The organism is Streptomyces sp. NPDC059534 (assembly GCF_042743475.1).
Classification (GTDB): domain Bacteria; phylum Actinomycetota; class Actinomycetes; order Streptomycetales; family Streptomycetaceae; genus Streptomyces.
Window position 1 is genome coordinate 17,451 of sequence record NZ_JBHWAQ010000030.1, and the last position, 19,782, is coordinate 37,232.

Annotated in this window: 19 protein-coding genes; 6 read left to right on the forward strand and 13 right to left on the reverse strand. The window is 72.0% G+C overall.

Annotation, left to right across the window (positions count from 1 at the left end):
- Positions 1–20: 20 nt before the first annotated feature.
- The 6 genes from ACFVZH_RS29670 to ACFVZH_RS29695 all read right to left on the reverse strand — a co-directional run bounded on the left by ACFVZH_RS29670 (position 21) and on the right by ACFVZH_RS29695 (position 6,448).
- Positions 21–1,625 carry a DoxX family membrane protein gene (locus ACFVZH_RS29670; protein WP_384902032.1) on the reverse strand — a complete coding sequence of 535 codons (1,605 nt, stop codon included), beginning with the start codon at positions 1,623–1,625 and terminating at the stop codon, positions 21–23.
- A gap of 105 nt (positions 1,626–1,730) precedes the next feature.
- Complete coding sequence (gene rlmB / locus ACFVZH_RS29675) at positions 1,731–2,687, reverse strand: 23S rRNA (guanosine(2251)-2'-O)-methyltransferase RlmB (protein ID WP_384902034.1); 957 nt, start codon at positions 2,685–2,687, stop codon at positions 1,731–1,733.
- 80 nt (positions 2,688–2,767) lie between these two features.
- Positions 2,768–4,168 carry a cysteine--tRNA ligase gene (gene cysS, locus ACFVZH_RS29680; RefSeq protein ID WP_384902035.1) on the reverse strand — a complete coding sequence of 467 codons (1,401 nt, stop codon included), beginning with the start codon at positions 4,166–4,168 and terminating at the stop codon, positions 2,768–2,770.
- Positions 4,169–4,358: 190 nt separating this feature from the next.
- A complete protein-coding gene (gene ispF / locus ACFVZH_RS29685) occupies positions 4,359–4,859 on the reverse strand; it encodes a 2-C-methyl-D-erythritol 2,4-cyclodiphosphate synthase (protein ID WP_384902037.1) in 501 nt (166 codons plus the stop codon).
- On the reverse strand, positions 4,849–5,598 hold the full coding sequence (gene ispD, locus ACFVZH_RS29690; protein WP_384902040.1) for a 2-C-methyl-D-erythritol 4-phosphate cytidylyltransferase: 750 nt from the start codon (positions 5,596–5,598) through the stop codon (positions 4,849–4,851). Before ispD ends, ispF begins: the two co-directional genes overlap by 11 nt.
- A 367-nt stretch (positions 5,599–5,965) precedes the next feature.
- Complete coding sequence (locus ACFVZH_RS29695; RefSeq protein WP_003953493.1) at positions 5,966–6,448, reverse strand: CarD family transcriptional regulator; 483 nt, start codon at positions 6,446–6,448, stop codon at positions 5,966–5,968.
- Between the two features lie 685 nt (positions 6,449–7,133).
- On the opposite strand from ACFVZH_RS29695, the gene ACFVZH_RS29700 reads away from it, so the two are divergent.
- On the forward strand, positions 7,134–7,778 hold the full coding sequence (locus ACFVZH_RS29700; RefSeq protein ID WP_384902042.1) for a DUF461 domain-containing protein: 645 nt from the start codon (positions 7,134–7,136) through the stop codon (positions 7,776–7,778).
- Positions 7,779–7,995: 217 nt separating this feature from the next.
- Here ACFVZH_RS29700 and ACFVZH_RS29705 read toward each other — a convergent pair whose 3' ends face one another.
- Together ACFVZH_RS29705 and ACFVZH_RS29710 are read right to left on the reverse strand one after the other, a co-directional pair.
- A complete protein-coding gene (locus ACFVZH_RS29705; protein WP_017242433.1) occupies positions 7,996–8,676 on the reverse strand; it encodes a response regulator transcription factor in 681 nt (226 codons plus the stop codon).
- Positions 8,673–9,902, reverse strand: coding sequence for a sensor histidine kinase (locus tag ACFVZH_RS29710; RefSeq protein ID WP_384902044.1), 1,230 nt, complete (start codon positions 9,900–9,902; stop codon positions 8,673–8,675). The genes ACFVZH_RS29705 and ACFVZH_RS29710 overlap by 4 nt, the downstream gene beginning before the upstream one ends.
- Positions 9,903–10,166: 264 nt before the next feature.
- On the opposite strand from ACFVZH_RS29710, the gene phoU reads away from it, so the two are divergent.
- Both phoU and ACFVZH_RS29720 read left to right on the forward strand, forming a co-directional pair.
- Positions 10,167–10,847, forward strand: a complete 681-nt coding sequence (gene phoU, locus ACFVZH_RS29715; RefSeq protein WP_367824702.1) for a phosphate signaling complex protein PhoU — start codon at positions 10,167–10,169, stop codon at positions 10,845–10,847.
- A 204-nt stretch (positions 10,848–11,051) separates the two neighbouring features.
- On the forward strand, positions 11,052–11,204 hold the full coding sequence (locus ACFVZH_RS29720) for a hypothetical protein (RefSeq protein WP_366307891.1): 153 nt from the start codon (positions 11,052–11,054) through the stop codon (positions 11,202–11,204).
- A gap of 45 nt (positions 11,205–11,249) precedes the next feature.
- Here ACFVZH_RS29720 and ACFVZH_RS29725 read toward each other — a convergent pair whose 3' ends face one another.
- Together ACFVZH_RS29725 and ACFVZH_RS29730 are read right to left on the reverse strand one after the other, a co-directional pair.
- On the reverse strand, positions 11,250–11,825 hold the full coding sequence (locus tag ACFVZH_RS29725) for a GNAT family N-acetyltransferase (RefSeq protein WP_384902046.1): 576 nt from the start codon (positions 11,823–11,825) through the stop codon (positions 11,250–11,252).
- A 209-nt stretch (positions 11,826–12,034) separates the two neighbouring features.
- Positions 12,035–12,706, reverse strand: a complete 672-nt coding sequence (locus ACFVZH_RS29730; RefSeq protein ID WP_384902048.1) for a hypothetical protein — start codon at positions 12,704–12,706, stop codon at positions 12,035–12,037.
- Between the two features lie 289 nt (positions 12,707–12,995).
- On the opposite strand from ACFVZH_RS29730, the gene ACFVZH_RS29735 reads away from it, so the two are divergent.
- Entirely contained in the window at positions 12,996–13,724 is a 729-nt protein-coding gene (locus ACFVZH_RS29735) for a hypothetical protein (protein WP_384902050.1), read from the forward strand.
- Positions 13,725–13,839: 115 nt separating this feature from the next.
- Here the strand turns inward: ACFVZH_RS29735 and ACFVZH_RS29740 are convergent, their stop codons facing one another.
- Positions 13,840–14,601 carry a phosphoglyceromutase gene (locus ACFVZH_RS29740; protein WP_384902051.1) on the reverse strand — a complete coding sequence of 254 codons (762 nt, stop codon included), beginning with the start codon at positions 14,599–14,601 and terminating at the stop codon, positions 13,840–13,842.
- Positions 14,602–14,726: 125 nt separating this feature from the next.
- On the opposite strand from ACFVZH_RS29740, the gene ACFVZH_RS29745 reads away from it, so the two are divergent.
- A complete protein-coding gene (locus tag ACFVZH_RS29745; RefSeq protein ID WP_384902053.1) occupies positions 14,727–16,070 on the forward strand; it encodes an MDR family MFS transporter in 1,344 nt (447 codons plus the stop codon).
- A gap of 22 nt (positions 16,071–16,092) precedes the next feature.
- Here ACFVZH_RS29745 and ACFVZH_RS29750 read toward each other — a convergent pair whose 3' ends face one another.
- Positions 16,093–17,007, reverse strand: coding sequence for an MBL fold metallo-hydrolase (locus tag ACFVZH_RS29750; protein WP_384902055.1), 915 nt, complete (start codon positions 17,005–17,007; stop codon positions 16,093–16,095).
- A gap of 103 nt (positions 17,008–17,110) precedes the next feature.
- On the opposite strand from ACFVZH_RS29750, the gene ACFVZH_RS29755 reads away from it, so the two are divergent.
- Positions 17,111–18,040 carry an AraC family transcriptional regulator gene (locus ACFVZH_RS29755; protein WP_384902057.1) on the forward strand — a complete coding sequence of 310 codons (930 nt, stop codon included), beginning with the start codon at positions 17,111–17,113 and terminating at the stop codon, positions 18,038–18,040.
- A gap of 3 nt (positions 18,041–18,043) precedes the next feature.
- Here ACFVZH_RS29755 and ACFVZH_RS29760 read toward each other — a convergent pair whose 3' ends face one another.
- Positions 18,044–19,702: a glycosyl hydrolase family 28-related protein gene (locus tag ACFVZH_RS29760; RefSeq protein ID WP_384902059.1), complete on the reverse strand. Its 1,659-nt coding sequence runs from the start codon at positions 19,700–19,702 to the stop codon at positions 18,044–18,046.
- Between the last annotated feature and the right edge of the window lie 80 nt (positions 19,703–19,782).

Here is a 19,782-nt window from a genome sequence, read left to right on the forward strand (position 1 = left end):
GTGTCCGTACGGACGTGGTGTCAGCCCAGGAGGCCGCCGATCGGGTTCCGGGCCCCGCCGGAGGTGGAGCCGCTCTCGGTCGGGGTGCTGCCGCCGGTGGAGCCGCCGGAGCCGCCGCTCGACGAGCCGCCGGTGCTGCTCGGGCTGTCGCTGGTGGAGGGCGGGGGCGCGGGCTTGGACTGGGTGGGCTTACGGCTGCTGCCGCCGTTGCCGCTGCCGCTGGTCGCGGTGGGGCTCTGCGTCCGGGTGGACTGGCGGGTGGTCTCGCTGGGCCGGGCGGCCTCCTGCGTCTCCTCGCGCTCCGCGGGGGCCTTGGTGGTCTCGGCGGGCCTGGGCGCGGTGGAGGCGCTCTTGGAGGGGGCGCGGCGCTGCGGCTCGGTGGGGAGCGGCTGACCGGGGAGGTGGTTGATCGGGTCGTCGTGGGGGCCGGGGACGGTGACCATCTCGGTGGAGCGGACGGCGCCGCCGAGGACGGAGCCGATCAGGAGGGTGAGGCCGACGACGACGGAGGCGACGAGGGTGCTGCGGCGGATGACGCGGCGGCGGAGGTCCCAGAGGTCGGCGCGGGGGCCTAGGGTGCGCCAGGCTTCTCCGGCGATGCGGCCGTCCAGGGAGTAGACGGGGGCGCCGGCGATGATCAGCGGGGACCAGGCGGCCAGGTAGATGATGTCGGCGGAGTCGTAGACCGGGACGGTCTTCCAGCTGACGGTCAGCAGGAGCGCGGCGGAGAGCAGGGCGCCGATGACGGCGGCCACGCGCTGCCAGAGTCCGAGGACGGTGAGGACGCCGACGACGACCTGGAGGAAGGCGACGGTGAGTCCGGCGCCGACGGGGTGCTGGAGGGCGAAGTCGCGGAGGGGTTCGGCGAGGGCCCAGGGGTGGAGGGAGTTGAGCCACTTCACCATGGAGCCGCGCTCGCCGCCGTCGAAGTAGACGGGGTCGCAGAGCTTGCCCATGCCGGCGTAGATGGAGATGAAGCCGAGGAACACGCGGAGCGGGAGGAGCACGACGCCGAGGTTCATCCGGCGGCCGGGGTAGTACGCGTGCCGGACGCTGTCCTGCCCGTGGCGCTGGGCGGCGCGGGCGTGCGGCGTGTCGTCGTACGACTCGGCGGTCTCGGGCCGGAGCTCGTACACGTCGTCGTAGGCGCCCTCGGCGCGACGCATCGGCGGCAGCAGTGGCGCGGATTCGGCGGGCACCATGGGGGTGGGCATGGTGGTGTCGATGCGCGGGATGGCCTGCGTGTCGGAGGCGTCGTGGCCGGAGTGACCGGGGTGGCCGGAGTGGCCGGAGTGACCGGGGTGACCGCCGTGACCGCCGACCGGTTCGAGCGTGGAGACGGACGACTCGCGGACGGCCTGGAGGAGGCCGGTGGCGCCCGGCGCGGACTTCCCGGTCCACACGACGGGGCGGCGGCGCGGGCCGCCCGCTCCGGCGGCGCCGGCTCCGGCGAGGGCGGCGGTGCGGGCGCCGGAGCCGAAGCCGGGCTGCGGGGCCGGCGCGAGCCGCACACGGAAGCTGGCGTGGTTCACGATCACCTGGGCGGGATCGGAATCCACCTTGACCATGCTCAGCGCGGGCTGATCGTCGAACCCCGGCCGGGGCGTTCTGGTGTCCACACTCATCTAACCGAGTGATCTGGGTTTAGGACACTGCCTTGACAGCTCGCAAATGTCCGAGGCCCGTCAAGATCACGCCACGGCCGGGGCCGGGGTACTCCAGGTGCGAGGTCAGCGCATGCGGCGGCGGGCGGCCTCGTAGAGCACGACACCGGCGGCGACACCGGCGTTGAGGGACTCGGCACCGCCCGGCATCGGGATGCGGACGCGGAAGTCGCAGGTCTCGCCGACCAGGCGGGACAGGCCCTTGCCCTCGGAGCCGACGACGATGACGACCGGGCCGCCCAGCTCCTCCAGCTCGTGGACGTCGCGGTCGCCGTCGGCGGCGAGGCCGACGACCGTGACACCGGCCTTCTGGTACTGCTCCAGGCAGCGCGTCAGGTTGGTGGCGCGGGCGACCGGGGTACGGGCGGCGGTGCCGGCCGAGGTCTTCCAGGCACCGGCGGTCATGCCGGCGGCGCGCCGCTCGGGGACGACGACGCCGTGGCCGCCGAAGGCGGCGACGGAGCGGACGACGGCGCCGAGGTTACGCGGGTCGGTGATGCCGTCGAGGGCGACGATCAGCGGGTCCTCGTGGTGGTCGTACGCCGCCGCGGCGAGGTCCTCGGGGTGCGCGTACTCGTACGGCGGGACCTGGAGGACGAGACCCTGGTGGTTGAGGCCGTTCGTCATCCGGTCGAGCTCGGGGCGCGGCGCCTCCATGATGTTGATGTTGCCGCGGCCGGTGGCGAGGTTCAGGGCCTCGCGCACGCGCTCGTCGTTGTCGATGAACTGCTGCACGTACAGGGTCGTGGCGGGCACGCCGTCGCGCAGGGCCTCGAAGACCGGGTTGCGGCCGACGACCATCTCGGACAGGCCCTTGCCGCCGCGGCGGGCGACGGGCTTGCGCTTGGCCGCGTTCCGGGCGATCGCGTTGGTGACGCGGAACGCCTTGTGGCCCTTGCGGTCCTCGGCCTTGGGCGTCGGACCCTTGCCTTCGAGGCCCTTGCGCCGCTGGCCACCGCTGCCGACCGTCGCACCCTTCTTGTTGGACGTGCGACGGTTCCTGCGCTGGCTGTTCCCGGCCATGACTACCTGTTTCCTTTGATGCCTGCGTACACAAGTCTGTAACTGAAGTGTGCCGCCCGGTGGCCCGAGCGGCACGTCTTCTAACGGTTGCCCAGCGTCCAGCGGGGGCCGTCGGGGCTGTCCTCGATGGCGAGGCCGGACTGGTTGAGCTGATCGCGGATCGCGTCCGCGGTCCCCCAGTCCTTGCGCTCACGCGCCGACTCGCGCTGCTGGAGCACGAGCCGTACGAGGGTGTCGACGACGCCGTGGAGCTCCTCGCCTCCACCGGTCTCCTCGGCCCAGTGCGGGTCGAGCGGGTCCAGGCCGAGGACGCCGAGCATGGCGCGGACCTCGGCGAGGCGGGCGATGGCCTCGTCCTTGTCGTCCGCCGCGAGGGCGCTGTTGCCCTGGCGCACGGTGGTGTGGATGATCGCGAGCGCGTGCGGCACGCCCAGGTCGTCGTCCATGGCCTCGGCGAAGGCCGGCGGCACCTCGGCGGCGGGGGCGACGGGCGTCCCGGCCTTCTCGGTGGCGCGCTGCACGAAGCCCTCGATGCGGGCGAACGCCGACTCGGCCTCGCGCAGGGCCTCCTCGCTGTACTCGATCATCGACCGGTAGTGCGGGGTGCCCAGGTAGTAGCGCAGGACGATGGGGCGCCAGTTCTTCACCATCTCGGACACCAGCACGCTGTTGCCGAGCGACTTCGACATCTTCTCGCCGCTCATGGTGACCCAGGCGTTGTGCACCCAGTAGTGCGCGAACTCGTCGCCGAACGCCTTGGCCTGGGCGATCTCGTTCTCGTGGTGCGGGAAGATCAGATCGAGGCCGCCGCCGTGGATGTCGAAGGCGGAGCCCAGGTACTTGTGCGCCATGGCCGAGCACTCCAGGTGCCAGCCGGGACGGCCGCGGCCCCACGGGGTCTCCCAGTCGGGCTCGCCGGGCTTGGTCGACTTCCACATGGCGAAGTCGCGCGGGTCGCGCTTGCCGGTGATGCCGTCCTCGGTGGGCTGGCGGAGGTCGTCGATGTCCTGGTTGGACAGCTCCAGGTAGCCCGGGAAGGAGCGCACGTCGAAGTAGACGCTGCCGTCGGCCTCGTAGGCGTGGCCGCGCTCGATGAGGCCGCGCATCATCTCGATCATCTCGGGGACGTGGCCGGTGGCGCGGGGCTCGTACGTCGGCGGGAGGCAGCCGAGCGCCTCGTAACCGGCGTTGAACGCGCGCTCGTTCTCGTAGCCGATGGACCACCAGGGGCGGCCCTGCTCGACGCCCTTCTTGATGATCTTGTCGTCGATGTCGGTGACGTTGCGGATGAACGTGACGTCGTAGCCGCGGTACGCGAACCAGCGGCGCATGATGTCGAAGTTCAGCCCCGAACGGATGTGGCCGATGTGCGGGGCCGCCTGGACGGTGGCACCACAGAGGTAGATCGAGACGCAGCCCGGTGTGAGCGGGGTGAAGTCACGGATCTGCCGGGCGCTGGTGTCGTACAGGCGAATGGTCACCACTCCAGGGTAGTGGGCGTGTGGTAGTGCCCCGCGACCTGTTCCCGATCGCCGATGACGTTTTTCACCGGTACCGGTGGCAAACGGGCATCGGACCGGCGGCAAACCGCCACCGGTACCGACGATTCACGGCCACCGGCACCTCCGGCCGGCGGCCACCGGCACCGACGACGGTGGGCGGACCCGGTGGCTAGCGGCCCCGCACCGGGTACACCAGGGCGGTCGCGAGCGCCGCGAGGCCCTCGGCGCGGCCGGTGAGACCGAGCCCGTCGGTGGTGGTGCCGGAGACGGAGACGGGTGCGCCGGCCGCCGCGCTCAGGGCCTTCTGCGCCTCGTCACGACGCTTGCCGATCTTGGGGCGGACGCCGACGACCTGGACGGCGATGTTGCCGATCTCGTACCCCTCGGCGCGGACGATCCGGGCGGCCTCGGCGAGGAGGGTGACGCCGGAGGCGCCTGACCACTCCGGGCGGGAGGTCCCGAAGTGGGCGCCGAGGTCGCCGACGCCGGCGGCGGAGAAGAGCGCGTCGCAGGCGGCGTGGGCGGCGACGTCACCGTCCGAGTGCCCGGCGAGTCCGTACTCCTCGCCCTCCCAGAGCAGGCCGGCGCACCACAGTTCGCGGCCCTTCTCGAAGGCGTGCACGTCGGTGCCGATGCCGGTACGGGGAAGGATCATCGGTTCAGAAGCCATCGTTGGCCCTCCTGCGGGCGAGTACGGCCTCGGCGAGGACGAGGTCGAGGGGGCGGGTCACCTTGAATGCCTCTTCGTGGCCGGGGACGACGACGACGGGCGCGCCGAGCCGCTCGACCATACCGGCGTCGTCGGTGGCGCCCTCGCCGCTGAGGGCGATGGTGGCGTGGGCGTCGACCAGCGTGTCGCGGTCGAAGCCCTGCGGGGTCTGGACGGCGCGGAGGCGGGCGCGGACCGGGGTGGCGACGACCTGCTCGGGGTCGCCGGGCTTCTCGGCCGGCTCGACCTCCTTGACGGTGTCGGCGACGGGCAGCGCCGGAACGACGGCGACGGCCCCGCCCAGGACGGCCTCGATGACGGCGTCCACGGTATCGACGGGGACGAGGGGGCGGGCGGCGTCGTGGACGAGGACGGTGGTGATGCCCTCGGGGAGCGCCTGGAGGCCGAGGTGCACGGACTCCTGGCGGGTGTCGCCGCCGGGCACGACGAGGTAGTCGGTGCGCTCGGGCAGGGCGTGGGCGTCGAGGAGGTTCTTGACCTCTGCGGCGCCGTCGGAGGGGGCGACCACGACGACCAGCGAGACCGCGCGGGAGGCGGCCATCGCGCGGACGGCGTGGATGAGCATGGGGGTGCCGTTCAGCGCGCGCAGCGCCTTCGGGGCGCCCGGGCCGAGGCGTACGCCCCGTCCGGCCGCCGGGATCACCACAGCGGTACGAGAAGGACGCGCTTCGTCTGACATCGGTTGCACTCCGGCAGGTTTGTTTCCGCGGCCGACATGGGTATGGCCTCACCGTGCCGGACGCTCCGCCTTGACCGGGCCCTTTCCGTGACGACGGTCGAGGCGTTCGCCCGCACACAGAGGTTCGGACGTAACAGGGGGTGCGGGTTCTCCATCTCAGCGGTGCACACACGTGTCCGGTCCGTGTGCGTACGGCCGCGCGTACGCTCCGCATGCGTACGCGAACATGCCGCAGCGCCCGACGACGGCACTGTGTGGATCACAGCACGCCAGCGGGCGCCGCGGCATCGCTTCACTTGGTAGCGCGCTCGGACACAGTCGTCGGACCCGGTCGTGAGACCTGGTCCTCAGACGTGGACCGGCACACTCAGGACGCGAGGACCTCGTCGAGGAGAGCCTCGGCCTTGTCCTCGTTCGTGTTCTCCGCGAGGGCGAGCTCGCTCACCAGGATCTGTCGAGCCTTCGCAAGCATGCGCTTCTCACCTGCGGAAAGCCCGCGCTCGCGCTCGCGCCGCCACAGGTCGCGAACTACCTCGGCGACCTTGATGACATCGCCGGAGGCGAGCTTCTCGAGATTTGCCTTGTAGCGACGAGACCAGTTCGTCGGCTCTTCGGCGTACGGCGCACGCAGCACCTCGAAGACCCGGTCCAGCCCATCCTGACCGACCACATCGCGGACACCGACGAACTCCGCGTTGTCCGCGGGCACGCGGACAGTCAGGTCGCCCTGCGCGACCTTGAGCACCAAGTAGGTCTTGTCCACGCCTTTGATCTGGCGAGTTTCGATGGCCTCGATCAGCGCGGCCCCGTGATGGGGATAGACCACGGTGTCGCCAACCTTGAACGTCATGTGACAGGTACCCCTTCCGTGGCTATCCAGGGTAACACGGATACGGCTTCTTCTGAATGGCGTTTTCGCAGGTCAGGGCATATCTCGGGGCTTGACAACAGCGACACGATCGTGCTGCGGAGGGCTTCCGGAAGGCGGTATTCGCAGGTCGGAGCGGCTGCGCGGACAGAGAGAAACGCGCACGTTACACCTACCCGAGATCCCTCGAGGCAGGCTCGATGTCCCGATTTGTCGGGTTCGGAGTGGCGTTCTTCGCGTACTCCGTTCGAGGATCGTCCACCCGTACGGATGCATCCGGGAGGGATTCCGTAATTGATCAGCCGACACGGCTCCGGGATTTCCCGGAGGGGCGACTCCGGGGAATGCGCGGAGTCCCTCGAATTGATCAAGGCGGATATGTGAACAACAGGTCAATGGGTCGTGATCCGGCCATGGAGGCCGGTGGCCGGGACCGGCCGCGGAGCCGCCGTCGGGAGCGCCGCGAAGGGCCGCGGACGGCCACGGAACCGCCGCCGGGAGCGCCGCGAAGGGCCCGGACCGGAGGCGGCCGGTGACGACCGTGTCCGGTTAGGGGCGGGTCGGGTGCGGGACGGAGAGTGCGGCTCGGTAACCTAAGCGCGCTGACACACCTTTAGTTGTTCCTTAGTTCCCAAGCCCGTCCGTACGTCTAGGAGATGCCGCCGCCGTGAGCCGCAGCCTTCGACGCGGCGCCCTCGCCGCCACCGCCATCGTGTTCTCCATCGCCGCGTTGTCCGCCTGTGGCGCGGGCAACGACGCGCAGACGCTGGAAGTGCGGCCGGACAACGCCGCCGTCACCGTGGACGACGTCAAGATCCAGAACGCCCTGGTGATCACCCAGCCCGAGCTCGGCGTCAAGGGCCCGGCCGTGGTCTCGGCCACCGTCTTCAACAACGGCAACCTGCCGCAGACCATCGACTCGATCACCCTGCCGGGCACGCTCGGGACCGTGAAGCTGAAGGCGGCCGAGGGCGCTGGCCCGATCGTCGTCCCGGCGCTCGGCTCCGTCGTCATCGGCGGCGAGGGCAACGCCTCCGCCGTGGTCGAGAACGGCCTCGCGGAAGCCCGCAACGGCAACGCCCAGAAGGTCGTCTTCAAGCTGAGCAAGACCGGCGACGTGAGCCTGAGCGCCTTCGTCGTCCCGGCGGCCGGCTACTTCAAGGACTTCGGCCCGAGCATCGTCCCGGCTCCCCCGGCGGCCACGCCGAGCGCCACGGCGTCCGCCTCCGGCGAGGCCGAGCACGCCGCCGAGGGCGAGGGCGAGCACGGCACCGAGCCCTCGGGCGAGGCGAGCCACACGGCCGGTCACTGACCGCGCGCGTACGCGTGAGAAGGGGCGCCCCCCGGCCGGGGGGCGCCCCTTCTCACGTACAAGCGCCGTCCGCTTCACCTACGAGGGCCGTCCACCGCTCTCACGTACGAAGGCCGTGCACAGCTCCCGTACGAGCGCTGTGCACGGCTCTCCGTACGAGGGCCGCCCACGGCTCTCCCGTACGAGGGCCGTCCACGGGCTCCCGTACGAGGGCCGTCTACGGCTCGAACTTGTAGCCGAGGCCGCGGACCGTGACCAGGTAGCGCGGGGCGCCCGGGTCCGGCTCGATCTTCGCCCGCAGGCGCTTCACGTGGACGTCGAGGGTCTTGGTGTCGCCGACGTAGTCCGCGCCCCAGACCCGGTCGATGAGCTGCATACGGGTCAGCACACGGCCCGCGTTGCGCAGCAGCATCTCCAGGAGGTCGAACTCCTTCAGCGGCAGGTCGACCTTGCCGCCCGAGACCGTCACCACGTGGCGGTCGACGTCCATACGGACCGGGCCGGCCTCCAGGGCCGCCGGGGTGACCTCCTCCGGCTCGCCGCGGCGCCGGAGCACCGCGCGGATGCGGGCGACCAGCTCCCGCGAGGAGAAGGGCTTCGTCACGTAGTCGTCGGCTCCTATCTCCAGGCCGACGACCTTGTCGATCTCGCTGTCCTTGGCGGTCACCATGATGACCGGGACGTTCGAGCGGCCGCGCAGCTGGCGGCACACCTCGGTACCGGGAAGACCCGGAAGCATCAGGTCGAGGAGGACGAGGTCGGCTCCGTTGCGCTCGAACTCGTCGAGGCCGTCGGGCCCGGTCGCCGCGACGGCGACCTCGAAGCCTTCCTTGCGGAGCATGTACGACAGGGCGTCGCTGAAGGATTCCTCATCCTCGACGACGAGCACTCGGGTCACGGAAGGACCTCCGGGGCGGGGAGCGGTTCGGTCATGAGATCGGGGGTGGGGGCCGGGTCCGGCCGGCGGTCCCGTGCGGCGCCCGCCTCGGGCAGCCGCAGGGTGAAGGTGGAGCCCTGACCCTCGGTGCTCCAGACGGTGACCTCCCCGCCGTGCGAGGCGGCCACGTGCTTCACGATGGCCAGGCCGAGCCCCGTGCCGCCGGTGGCGCGGGAGCGGGCCGGGTCGACACGGTAGAAGCGCTCGAAGACGCGCTCCTTGTCCTTGTCGGGGATGCCGATGCCCTGGTCGGTGACGGCTATCTCGATCAGGTCGCCGCCGGGAGCGGCGATCTTGCGGGCCGCGATGCCGACGCGGGTGTGGGCGGGTGAGTAGTTGACGGCGTTCTCGACGAGGTTGCCGAGGGCGGCGGCGAGCTGGCCGCGGCTGCCCCAGACCCGCAGGTCGGCGGTGCCTCCGGACGCCATGGTGATCTGCTTGGTGGTGGCCGTGTGCCGGGAGCGGTCGACCGCCTCGGCGACGAGCTCGTCCACGGACACCGGCTCGGAGTCCTCCAGCGGGTCGTCGTTCTGCACGCGGGAGAGGTCGATGAGCTCCTGTACGAGGTTGGTGAGGCGGGTCGCCTCGATCTGCATGCGGCCGGCGAAGCGGGTGACCGCCTCGGGGTCGTCCGAGGCGTCCATGACCGCCTCGGAGAGCAGCGAGAGCGCGCCCGTCGGGGTCTTGAGCTCATGGCTCACGTTGGCGACGAAGTCGCGCCGTACCGCTTCGATGCGGCGGGCCTCGGTGAGGTCCTCGACCAGCAGCAGTACGAGCCGCGAACCCAGCGGGGCGACCCGGGCGGAGACGGCCAGGGCCTCGCCGCGTCCGGTGCCGCGCCGGGCGAGATCCAGTTCGACCTGCCGTATCTCTCCGTCGCGTCGGGTGTCGCGGGCCATGCTGAGCATGGGCTCCACGGCCAGCTTCCCGCCCCGGACCAGGCCGAGCGCGTACGCCGCCGAGCTGGCCTTCACCACGGAGTCGCTCTCGTCGAGGACCACCGCGGAGGAGCGCAGCACGGACAGCACGGTGTCGACGCCGGGCGGGAGCACGGCGTCGGTGTGCAGAGAGGTACGGGTGGGTCGCGCCTGGTCGCGTTCGCTCCAGCGGAACGCCAGCATGGCGATCACGCCGGTGCACACGCCGGCGATCGCGGCCAATGCGGCGACCGCCGCGTTCACGTCCATGCCCTCAAGGTTATGCGGCGTGACGGACACTCTCCCAGCCGTCCGAGTGGCTGCTCGAACAGTCGTCGCCCAGAGTTCACCCTGGAGACGGGGGTGGTTCATTTGCCCCGGCCGCCGTGGTGGCGTGCGTCGCCCAGAGTTCACCTCGGGGAAAGTGCCGGTTCATGTCAGGTGTCGGAACCGGACGCGTAGGGGGCCGAACGTGGCAGCGTGGGGGTCCGAGCCCCACCCGGACCCCGGAGCATTGCGTAGAGAGGGACATCCATGCGGGACGCGTACCACGAGGAACTCGACTCGATCGGCGAGAGCCTGGTCGAGATGGCCCGACTCGTCGGGTCGGCGATCGGGCGCGCCACGACGGCCATGCTCGACGCGGATCTGAAGCTCGCGGAGAGCGTGATCGCGGCCGACCAGAAGGTCGACGACCTCCAGCACGACCTGGAGGCGCGGGCGATAGCCCTGCTCGCCCGCCAGCAGCCGGTGGCGACCGATCTGCGGATCGTGGTGACCTCGCTGCGGATGAGCGCCGACCTTGAGCGCTCGGGCGACCTGGCCCAGCACGTGGCCAAGCTGGCGCGCCTGCGGTTCCCCGACACGGCGGTGCCGCGGGACCTGCACGCGACCATCCTCGAGATGGGGCAGCTGGCGCAGCGCCTGATGGCGAAGGCCGCCGAGGTCATCATCACCAAGGACGTCGACCTGGCGCTCCAGCTGGAGCAGGACGACGACGAGATGGACCTGCTGCACCGCACGCTCTTCCAGCACCTGATGGACGACCGCTGGAAGCACGGCATCGAGACCGCCGTCGACGTGACGCTGCTCGGCCGCTACTACGAGCGTTTCGCGGACCACGCCGTGTCGGTCGCCAAGCGCGTCGTCTACCTGGTCACGGGCGAGCACGCGGACGAGCTCCAGGCGGCGGACTCGCCGGTCGAGGGCGCGTAGGCGCCAGCGGGGGGCTTGGTCGTCCGGGGGGGCTGGCCGTCGGGGGCCTGGCCGTCGGGGGGCGTGCGGCCGGGTGAGGGCGTGCGACGCCACCGGTGGGGGCGCGTGGACGGCGTACGCGACCCCGGTGCGCCGTTGATGCGCCCGGCCGGGTGGGCATGCACAGGGGAGAGACGATCCGCGTCTCGCAAGGGAGGGATCCCCATGGCCGATTCGCCCATCACCACCGACTCGTCGCCCGAGGCACCGCGCGAGGCGGTGTTCCTGCCCGTGCTCGGCGCCTGCGGCTGCGGCTCGGGCTGCGGCTGCGGCTGCCAGTCGGGCTCGCCGTGCCAGTGCGGGGGCTGCTCGGGCTGACCGGTGAGGGGCGGGGTGCGGCGACCGCACCCCGCCCCGCTCCGCTCACCCGATGTCGAGCACGCCGACGGTCTGACCGCCGCTGACCTCGCCGGTCGTACGGAAGCCCAGCCGGCGGTAGAACTCGCCCGGCCCGTCCTCGCCCGGCTCCCAGGTCACGTACAACCGCTGCTCCCCGTGCCGGCGCAGCTCCTCCCGCACGGCGTCGACGGCGAAGCGTCCGTACCCCTTGCCCTGTCCGTCGGCGGTGATGTTGAGACGCCAGAGGCCGCTGCGGCGGTCGGCGGGGTCCTTCTTCTCGTCCCACGGGATGTCGAGGAACGCCATCAGGAAGCCGACGAGCTCGTCGCCGTCGAAGACCAGCCGCGGCCATGCCTTCTCCCCGAAGGCGTACGCCTCCGCGAGAGAGCGCACGACGGGAGAGACGTTCCGCTCCTGATGGGGGTGCACGCGCAGGGCGAGAGCCGCGTCGACGTTGGCGGGGGTGACCCGCTCCAGACGGAGGGAACGACCCGTGTCGGACAGGCTGCTGCCGGACACGGTGGTGCCGGACACGGTGGTGTCCGACGGGCCGGTGTCCGACGGGCTGGTGGGAGAGGGGCTCGTGCCGGGCGTACTCATGCGCTGGACGGTAACGATTCCCCGCGATCACCGCCCGCGATTATCGGACCGGGACGGGCTTCCGGGCGGTCGGGCGGTCCCGGAAGCCCGTCCCGTCGGGCGCGGGCTACGGCTGGAGGAGGATCACCGAGCGCAGCTTCAGCCGGTCACCGGCCGGGCGGCCGTGGGGCGCAGGGTCCAGGAGTCGCCCGTGGCCCGGCGCGGCCGCCCTACGGGGTGAAGACCTCCTCCAGGCGGTGAATCGCCCCGTCGTCCCCCGTCTCGTACCGGAAGACCAGTCCGGAGTCCGGGTGCGCGTTCACCCAGTCGATCAGCTCCTGCACGCCGATCCGCTGGTTCTCGGTGCTCTCCACGATCGGGTTCGTCACCGTGACGTACGCGGCCTGGTCCAGGGCCCAGCGGCTCTCCTCGCCCGTGACGACGAACGGCGCACCATCGGTGTCCTTCTCCCCGCACCCCCACGCCCCGTGCTGCAGGACGAGGTTCACCTTCCCGGTGCTGCCGTCGAGCTCCTCGATCCGGTAGAGCGCGATCTCGTCGGGATCCACCTCGTCCGGCCCGGGCGGCCCGTCGACACAGCCCGCCCCCGGCGCCCCCGGCTTCTTCACGGCAGGCTTCGGAGCAGGCTTCTTCGCGGCGGGCTTCGTCGTGGTGGGCTTCTTCGTGGTGGGCTTCGTCGTGGCCGGCTCGGCCGTCGGCCCCCCGGTCGGCTCCTCCGTCGGCCCCGCGCCCGGCTCACCGGTGGGCTCGACGGTGGCCGTGGCCGTGGCACGGTCGCCCGGCCCACCGGCCCCCTCCGCGTCCCCGTCCCCCTGACAGCCCGTCAACACCGCCGCCAGCGCGACGGCCACGACGACAGGTCTGAAGCGATCCACGTTCATCCGGCACTCCCCCACTCCGGGCAGCCCCAACCGGCCGCACCCCGCTCCGGAACGTAGCAACGCCGCCTCCCCCCTCCCACCCCCCGCACCCCGATGTCACAGACCCGGGACACCGTCAGCACACCCCGCGGACAGCGAACGGCCCCCGCCCGCCGGTCATCGGCAGACGGGAGGACCACAGGCATGCCGCACGAACCCAGGAGTGGAGAAGCACCTCCAGGGGCGGTCTACGCCCCTTTCGGGCTAGCTCCGAACGGCCTGCCTTCCGGCGCGACCGTAGCGTGGTGCCATGAGCTGGGTCCCCAGGCTGGGCGCGGGCCGCGAGAACGAGCCGGCGACGGCGGAACCGGACTTGGCCCAGGCCAGGGTCGGCAAGCGCCTGGACGACGTCGCCAAGATCCTGACCGGCGCCTTGGTGGCCGTCGCGGGGATCATGACCACCCTCGGCTTGACGAGCGATGTGGTCTTCGTCGCCCTCAACAACGAGTCCTGGCCCATCTACGTCGCCTCCCTGTGCGCGATCCTGGCCATCGCGTGCAGCGTCGTGGCCCTGCTCCTCCACCCCACGCGCCGGGGCAACGTCTGGAAGACCGTGGTCCTGGTACTGGGGGTGATCTTCTATATGACGGCCTTGAGCGTGGCCGTCGTCGGCGCCGCCGAGGCGGCGGGCGGTAACGGGCGCCCCAGCGTCACCCAGGTGATCGTCGAGGGGCACAGACCCGATCTGAAGCTGTACTTCGACGTCCACGCGGACGGTGTCGACAGGTGGGCCACCATCGACGTGTACGTCGCCGGCGTGAACGAGAACGGAGACCCGGTGGTCGCGGACGAAAGCCTCTACGAGGGCACCCTTCGCCCCAACGACAAGGGCGAGGTCGACCAGCGCGTCAGCGTGCCCGTCACGGTTCCGCAGAACGCCTGGGGCATCCAGATCACCGCACTCACCGCGGGCGGCGACCCGACCTGCGACGTCCGTTCCTCGCGTGGCCCCACCTGCGTGACCCTCCAGCTGCCATAGCCCGGTCCACGGTGGACGCAGGCGCCGGGATGCGGTCCACCCCACCGAAGGGCGGAAACGAGAAAACGCCCCTGCCCTGCACCATGAGCGCAGGTCAGGGGCATGATCACTATTCCTACTTCTTCTTGCCCTGGTTCTTGACGGCTTCGATGGCCGCGGCGGCGGCGTCGGGGTCGAGGTAGGTGCCGCCGGGGTTGAGGGGCTTGAAGTTCTCGTCGAGCTCGTAGGCGAGGGGGATGCCGGTGGGGATGTTGAGGCCGGCGATGTCGGCGTCGGAGATGCCGTCGAGGTGCTTGACGAGGGCGCGGAGGCTGTTGCCGTGCGCGGCGACGAGGACGGTGCGGCCGGCGAGGAGGTCCGGGACGATCGAGTCGTACCAGTAGGGCAGCATGCGCTCGACGACGTCCTTGAGGCACTCGGTCCGCGGGCGCAGCTCCGGCGGGATCGTCGCGTAGCGGGCGTCGTGGGCCTGCGAGTACTCGCTCTCGTCGGAGAGCGCCGGCGGCGGGGTGTCGTACGAGCGGCGCCACAGCATGAACTGCTCCTCGCCGAACTCGGCGAGGGTCTGGGCCTTGTCCTTGCCCTGGAGGGCGCCGTAGTGGCGCTCGTTCAGACGCCAGGAGCGGTTGACCGGGATCCAGTGGCGGTCGGCCGACTCGAGGGCGAGCTGCGCGGTGCGGATGGCGCGCTTCTGGAGGGAGGTGTGCAGCACGTCGGGGAGCAGGCCGGCGTCCTTGAGCAGCTCGCCGCCGCGCGTCGCCTCCTTCTCGCCCTTCGCGGTGAGGTTCACGTCCACCCATCCGGTGAACAGGTTCTTCTCGTTCCACTCGCTCTCGCCGTGGCGGAGGAGGATCAGCTTGTACGGTGCGTCGGCCATGCGTACGAGCCTAATAGACCGCTGACGATTGACGCGCGTCGTCAATTGGCTGGCGTCCGACCCCTGAGATGCGTAAGTTACGGGAGCCAGGAGCAGGGCTTACGTACAGCAGGGGGCCGCAACACATGTCCATCGATTCGCTCAGACGATCGGCCCGGACGACGGTCTCCGGTCTCCCCCAGGGCTTCTGGTGGCTGTGGCTGTCGACCTTGGTCAACAGGACCGGGGCCTTCGTCCTGACGTTCCTCTCCCTGTATCTGACGGTCGAGCTCGGACACTCCGCGTGGTTCGCCGGACTCGTCGTGGCCCTGCACGGTCTCGGCGGCGTCGCCGGCTCGCCGCTGGGCGGCGCGCTCACCGACCGCTGGGGCCGGCGCCCCACCATGGTCACGATGCACCTGGCGGCCGCCGCCTGCGCCGCCGCCCTCGCCGTCGTCACGAACGCCTGGGCGATCGCCGCCGTCGTCCTGCTGATGGGCGTCGCCATGCAGGCCGTCCGGCCGCCCATCAACGCCACCATCGCCGACATGGTCCCGGCCCATGACGTGCGCCGGGCGTACTCCCTCAACTACTGGGCCCTCAACCTCGGCTTCGCCATCGCCTCCATCGCGGGCGGCGCCGCGGCCTTCCTCGGCTACCGCACCCTCTTCGTCGTCGACGCCGTCGCCACCGTCCTGTGCGCCGTGATCGTCTTCCTCCGCCTGCCGGAGACCCGCCCCGAGGCCCGCCTCGACCACCAGGGCGAGCCGGTCGTCGAGGCGAAGGTCAGCATGCTCACCGTGCTGCGGGACGCTCCCTTCCGCACTCTCGTCCTGCTCAACCTCTTCGTCTGCCTCGTCTTCACCGCCCCGTGGATCGGTCTGCCGCTGACCATGGCCGGGCAGGGCCTCTCCCCTTCCTCGTACGGCTTCGTCATCGCCGTCAACGGCATCGTGATCGTCGGTTTCCAGCTGCTCGTCAACAAGCTGACCGACAAGCGCTCCCCGGTCCTCCTGCTGAGCCTCTCCTCGCTCCTCTTCGCCGTCGGCACCGGCGCCACCGCGCTCGCCGGCTCGTCCGTCGCCTTCGCCGCGACCGTGGTCGTCTGGACCGTCGGCGAGATGATCCACGTCCCGACGAACGCCGCCGCCACCGCCAGGCTCGCTCCGGAGCACGCCCGGGGCCGCTACCAGGGCGTGATGGGCATGTCCTGGGCCGTCGCCGGTTTCGTCGCCCCGATCGGGGCGGGCCTGATCGTCGACGGCCCCGGCCCCGACGTCCTGTGGGCGGTGACGGCCGCCATCGGCGTCCTCGCCGCCGTCGGGTACTACACCCGGCTGCGGAAGGCGCTGGCCGAGGGCACCACCGAGGCCGGGGTCGAGACGAAGGCCGAGGCCGGGTTCGAGGGCGCCACCGAGACCGCGGCCGGAGCCCCCGCTCCCGTCGTCGCCAAGGCCGAGGGCTCCGGTTCGTCCGCCGTCGGCGCGTGACCCGGCGCCCCTCGCGGGCGCCTCACTCCCCGGCGTAGGCCGCCCATCCGGCGAGGGCGAAACCCGTCCCGGCCCTGCGGACCTCGGTGGCGCCGGCCCCGCCGAAGTGGGCGGGGACGACCAGCTCCCGGGTGTCGGCGGCCCGTTCGAGGACGCGGCGGCGGCTGGCGGCCGCGCGGCGGGGGTCGAGGCAGAAGCAGCTGGCGTGGGCGGGGTCGAGGATCTGGACGGGGCTGTGGAGGAGGTCGCCGACGAAGACCGCGCGGTCGGTGCCCGAGGCGAGCCGCAGGACGGCGGAGCCGGGGGTGTGACCGGGCGCGGACTCCAGGACGAGGTGGTCGTCGATGCGGTGGGTCCCCTCCCAGAGGTCGACGAGGCCGGCCCGGTGCACGGGCGCGACGCTGTCCTCGTAGACGAGCCGGTCCTCCTCGTGGCGGCCGCCGCCGTAGTCGTTGCGCGGGCCGAAGTGGAAGTCGTCGGCGGCCGGGACGAGGTAGCGGGCGTGGGGGAAGGTGGGGACCCACTCCCCGTCGGCGTCCCGGGTGTTCCAGCCGACGTGGTCGGCGTGCAGATGGGTGTTGACGACGACGTCGACGTCCTCGGGGCGGATGCCGGCCCGCTCCAGCCGGCCGAGGAAGCCGTCGCGCCGCCGGTGGAACAGGGGCGAGTGGGGGCGCTCGCGCCCGTCGCCCACCCCGGTGTCGACCAGGACGGTCCGGCCCCCGCTCCGCAGCACCCAGCTCTGCAGCGCCACGACCGCACTGTCGCCGTCCGGCGCCCAGTGGTCCGGCGCGAGCCATTCCTCGTTGTCCTTCCACACCTCGGCCGCGGCGTCCGGGACGAGGCCGCGGGCGGGGACGAACGGCCCCTGCCATTCGACGATCCGGATGATCTCGACGTCTCCCAGGACGATGCTCTGTGCGCTCTCGTTCGTCATGCGGTCGAGCCTAGGAAGAGGTATCGAGCGGCTCAATACTCAAAAGGCTCTTCCAGATACGCATAAGGCTCACTGCTGATGCGGTGTCGGATACGTTGACTCCATGGACGTGGTGAGCGACGCGATCTCGACCGTCCGCACCGGGCAGCCCTCCTCCGAACGGGTACGGGTGGGCGGACGCTGGTGCGCGCGGCTCGACCCGTACGAGGGCGCCGGTTTCCACGTCGTCCTGAAGGGCGGCTGCTGGCTGCTGCCCGACGGCGGCGAGCCGGTCGTGCTCGGCGCCGGGGACGCGGTCCTGCTCCCGCACGGCACCGGACACGTCATCGCGGACGCGCCCGCCGACGCGGCGACGGTGGCGCGGGCGGTGCCGTTCGGCCGGTGGGCCGACGCGACCGTGCCGCGCCCGCCCCTGCCCGCCGCCGGCGAGCGCGAGGTGGAGATGCTCTGCGGCAAGTACCGGCTCGACCGCAGCCATGTGCATCCGCTCCTGGCGGAGCTCCCGCCGCTCGTCCACCTCCCGAGTCGCGTCGGCAGCCACCCCGAACTCCGCGCCGCCATCGACCTGCTGGGCGGGGAACTGGACGCGCGCGGGCCCGGCTCCTGCCTCGCGCTCCCCAGCCTGCTCGATCTGCTGCTCGTCTACATGGTCCGTTCCTGGATGGCCGAGAGCAGGTCCGGCGCCTGGCCGACGGTCCTGGGCGACCCGGTGACCGCCGCCGCGCTGCGCGCCCTGCACACCGATCCCGCCGCGCCGTGGACCATCGACCGGCTGGCGGCCGAGGCGGGTGTCTCCCGGCCCACGCTGGCCCGCCGTTTCACCGCCCTGGTCGGCCGGCCCCCGATGGCGTACCTGACGTGGTGGCGGCTGACCAGGGCCGCCACGATGCTCCGGGACACCCGGGACCCGCTGGCGGCCGTCGCCCGCGAGGTCGGCTACAGCACGCCGTACGCCCTCTCGCACGCCTTCCGCCGGGAGTTCGGCACCACCCCGGGCCAGTACCGGGCGACGGCGGGCGCCCTCCGGCCGTGACCGTCAGCGGTTGCCGAGGGCCCGCTGCGCCTCGTACAGGTTGCGGGGGCGGACCGTGCCCGGGGCGCCGTACGCCTCCACGCGCGCGTGGAGCTCGCCGGTGAAGTCCGGGACGTCGGTCTGGTCGAACTCGCGGACCTCGCTGATGCCGACGGTCGCGCTGTACGGCGCGATGGTGTCGATCTTGACGAGGCCCGCGCGGCCGTTGGTGACGGTCACGTTCCAGTGGACGAAGCGGGCCCCGTAGAGCGGCCCGGCGGAGGCGTCGCCGCCGTGCCGGCCGTTGTTCTCGACGGTGATCTCGGTCCGTACGTTCGCGAAGGGCATGCCCCGGTGGGTGTCGAAGGTGCCCATCTCCATGACCCCGCGCGACCAGACGTTGTGGCTGGAGAGGCCCTCGACGTTGATGCCGTGGAGCTGGGTGCCGGCCGGGGCGGGGACGGTGCGGGCCGCGATGCGGAAGTCCTCGACCAGGTTGTCGTGCGCGCCCTCCCGGCAGAAGTACGGGTGGTGGGAGCCGCGCCCCTCCACGCGTGTGCGGCGCAGGGTGCAGGCGGAGGCGGCGACGAGCCCGAAGCCGTTGTCGACGTGGCGGACGACCACGTCCTCCGCCCAGCAGTCGTACGCGCACTGGAAGACCACCCCGTTGTGGCCCTTGTCGAGCAGGTGCGGCGACTGCGGCGTCTCCACCGCCGCCAGGGTCAGGCCCACGACCCCCGAGTCCGTGAGCGGGACGACCCCGGAGACGAGCCGGGGGTCCCACTCGGGGCGGAGGTCGAGGGGCAGGGGCCGTTCGAGGGTCACGGTCCGGCCCCGCACGGCGGTGATCCGTACGGGCCACTCGTAGGGGACGTAGCTGGTCAGCTTGGTCTTGTCGGCCCAGCCGTACGCCTCCGGGCCCGGGCCGCCGCCCGCCATGTGGGCCAGCAGGGTGTGCGCGGGGTCGTCGGCGAGGCGGAGGAGGACGAGACCGCCGCGCCGGAGGGCCGAGGGGTCCTCGACGGTCACCTCGCGGTCGCCCCGGCGGGCCGGGCGGAGGGCGGTGAGCGTGGTCCACTCGTCGCGGCGGTTGCCGGTCCAGCCCTCGAAGGGCCAGGCCCGGTCGCGTATCGCGGTGACGAGGGAGGCGTGCCGGGCGTGCGGGGAGAGCCAGACGAGGCCGCCGGCCCAGGACCAGGAGGACTTGTCGCCGCCGTAGCGGGAGCCGTACGGGCCGATCAGCTCGGTGAGGTTCCGGGTCGCGAGCAGGGTCGTGCGGCCGGACCCCGCGCCGCGCAGGACGACCCCGCTGTGGCCGATCCGGAGGTAGTCGTCGATCCGGTACGTCCCGGGTGGCAGCAGTACGGTTCCGCCGCCGCGCTCCCCCGCCTCGGCGAGGGCCCGGTTGATCGCGGGGGCCGAGTCGGCGGAGCCGTCGGGGGTGGCGCCGTGGGCGAGGACGTTCGCCGTGACCCGGGGGCGGGGCAGCCGGCGGGCGCCCGCGTGGGCGCCGGCCCGGCCCACGTAGGGGATCTGCGGGTGGGTGCGGGGGGCGGCTTCGAACTCCCGCCAGAGCGCGGCGGGGCGGGCGGGTGGGGTGAACGCGGTGGTGCCGAGGCCCGCCGTCGCGGCTCCCGCCACCGCCACCGCGCCGCCGACGAACTGCCTTCTGCCGAGTGCCATGATCGACCCTGAACCTTTCACGTATATGAACGGTGTTCAGATCTGCGCAGGGCGCGAGCATGCCAGCAGAAGGGCCTTGC

Coding starts and splice junctions, on each gene's coding strand:
- ACFVZH_RS29670 (WP_384902032.1), bottom strand. CDS start 1,625: ATGAGTGTGGACACCAGAACGCCCCGGCCGGGGTTCGACGATCAGCCC.
- rlmB (WP_384902034.1), bottom strand. CDS start 2,687: ATGGCCGGGAACAGCCAGCGCAGGAACCGTCGCACGTCCAACAAGAAG.
- ispF (WP_384902037.1), bottom strand. CDS start 4,859: ATGGCTTCTGAACCGATGATCCTTCCCCGTACCGGCATCGGCACCGAC.
- ispD (WP_384902040.1), bottom strand. CDS start 5,598: ATGTCAGACGAAGCGCGTCCTTCTCGTACCGCTGTGGTGATCCCGGCG.
- ACFVZH_RS29695 (WP_003953493.1), bottom strand. CDS start 6,448: ATGACGTTCAAGGTTGGCGACACCGTGGTCTATCCCCATCACGGGGCC.
- ACFVZH_RS29710 (WP_384902044.1), bottom strand. CDS start 9,902: ATGGACGTGAACGCGGCGGTCGCCGCATTGGCCGCGATCGCCGGCGTG.
- phoU (WP_367824702.1), top strand. CDS start 10,167: ATGCGGGACGCGTACCACGAGGAACTCGACTCGATCGGCGAGAGCCTG.
- ACFVZH_RS29720 (WP_366307891.1), top strand. CDS start 11,052: ATGGCCGATTCGCCCATCACCACCGACTCGTCGCCCGAGGCACCGCGC.
- ACFVZH_RS29725 (WP_384902046.1), bottom strand. CDS start 11,825: ATGAGTACGCCCGGCACGAGCCCCTCTCCCACCAGCCCGTCGGACACC.
- ACFVZH_RS29730 (WP_384902048.1), bottom strand. CDS start 12,706: ATGAACGTGGATCGCTTCAGACCTGTCGTCGTGGCCGTCGCGCTGGCG.
- ACFVZH_RS29735 (WP_384902050.1), top strand. CDS start 12,996: ATGAGCTGGGTCCCCAGGCTGGGCGCGGGCCGCGAGAACGAGCCGGCG.
- ACFVZH_RS29740 (WP_384902051.1), bottom strand. CDS start 14,601: ATGGCCGACGCACCGTACAAGCTGATCCTCCTCCGCCACGGCGAGAGC.
- ACFVZH_RS29745 (WP_384902053.1), top strand. CDS start 14,727: ATGTCCATCGATTCGCTCAGACGATCGGCCCGGACGACGGTCTCCGGT.
- ACFVZH_RS29750 (WP_384902055.1), bottom strand. CDS start 17,007: ATGACGAACGAGAGCGCACAGAGCATCGTCCTGGGAGACGTCGAGATC.
- ACFVZH_RS29755 (WP_384902057.1), top strand. CDS start 17,111: ATGGACGTGGTGAGCGACGCGATCTCGACCGTCCGCACCGGGCAGCCC.
- ACFVZH_RS29760 (WP_384902059.1), bottom strand. CDS start 19,702: ATGGCACTCGGCAGAAGGCAGTTCGTCGGCGGCGCGGTGGCGGTGGCG.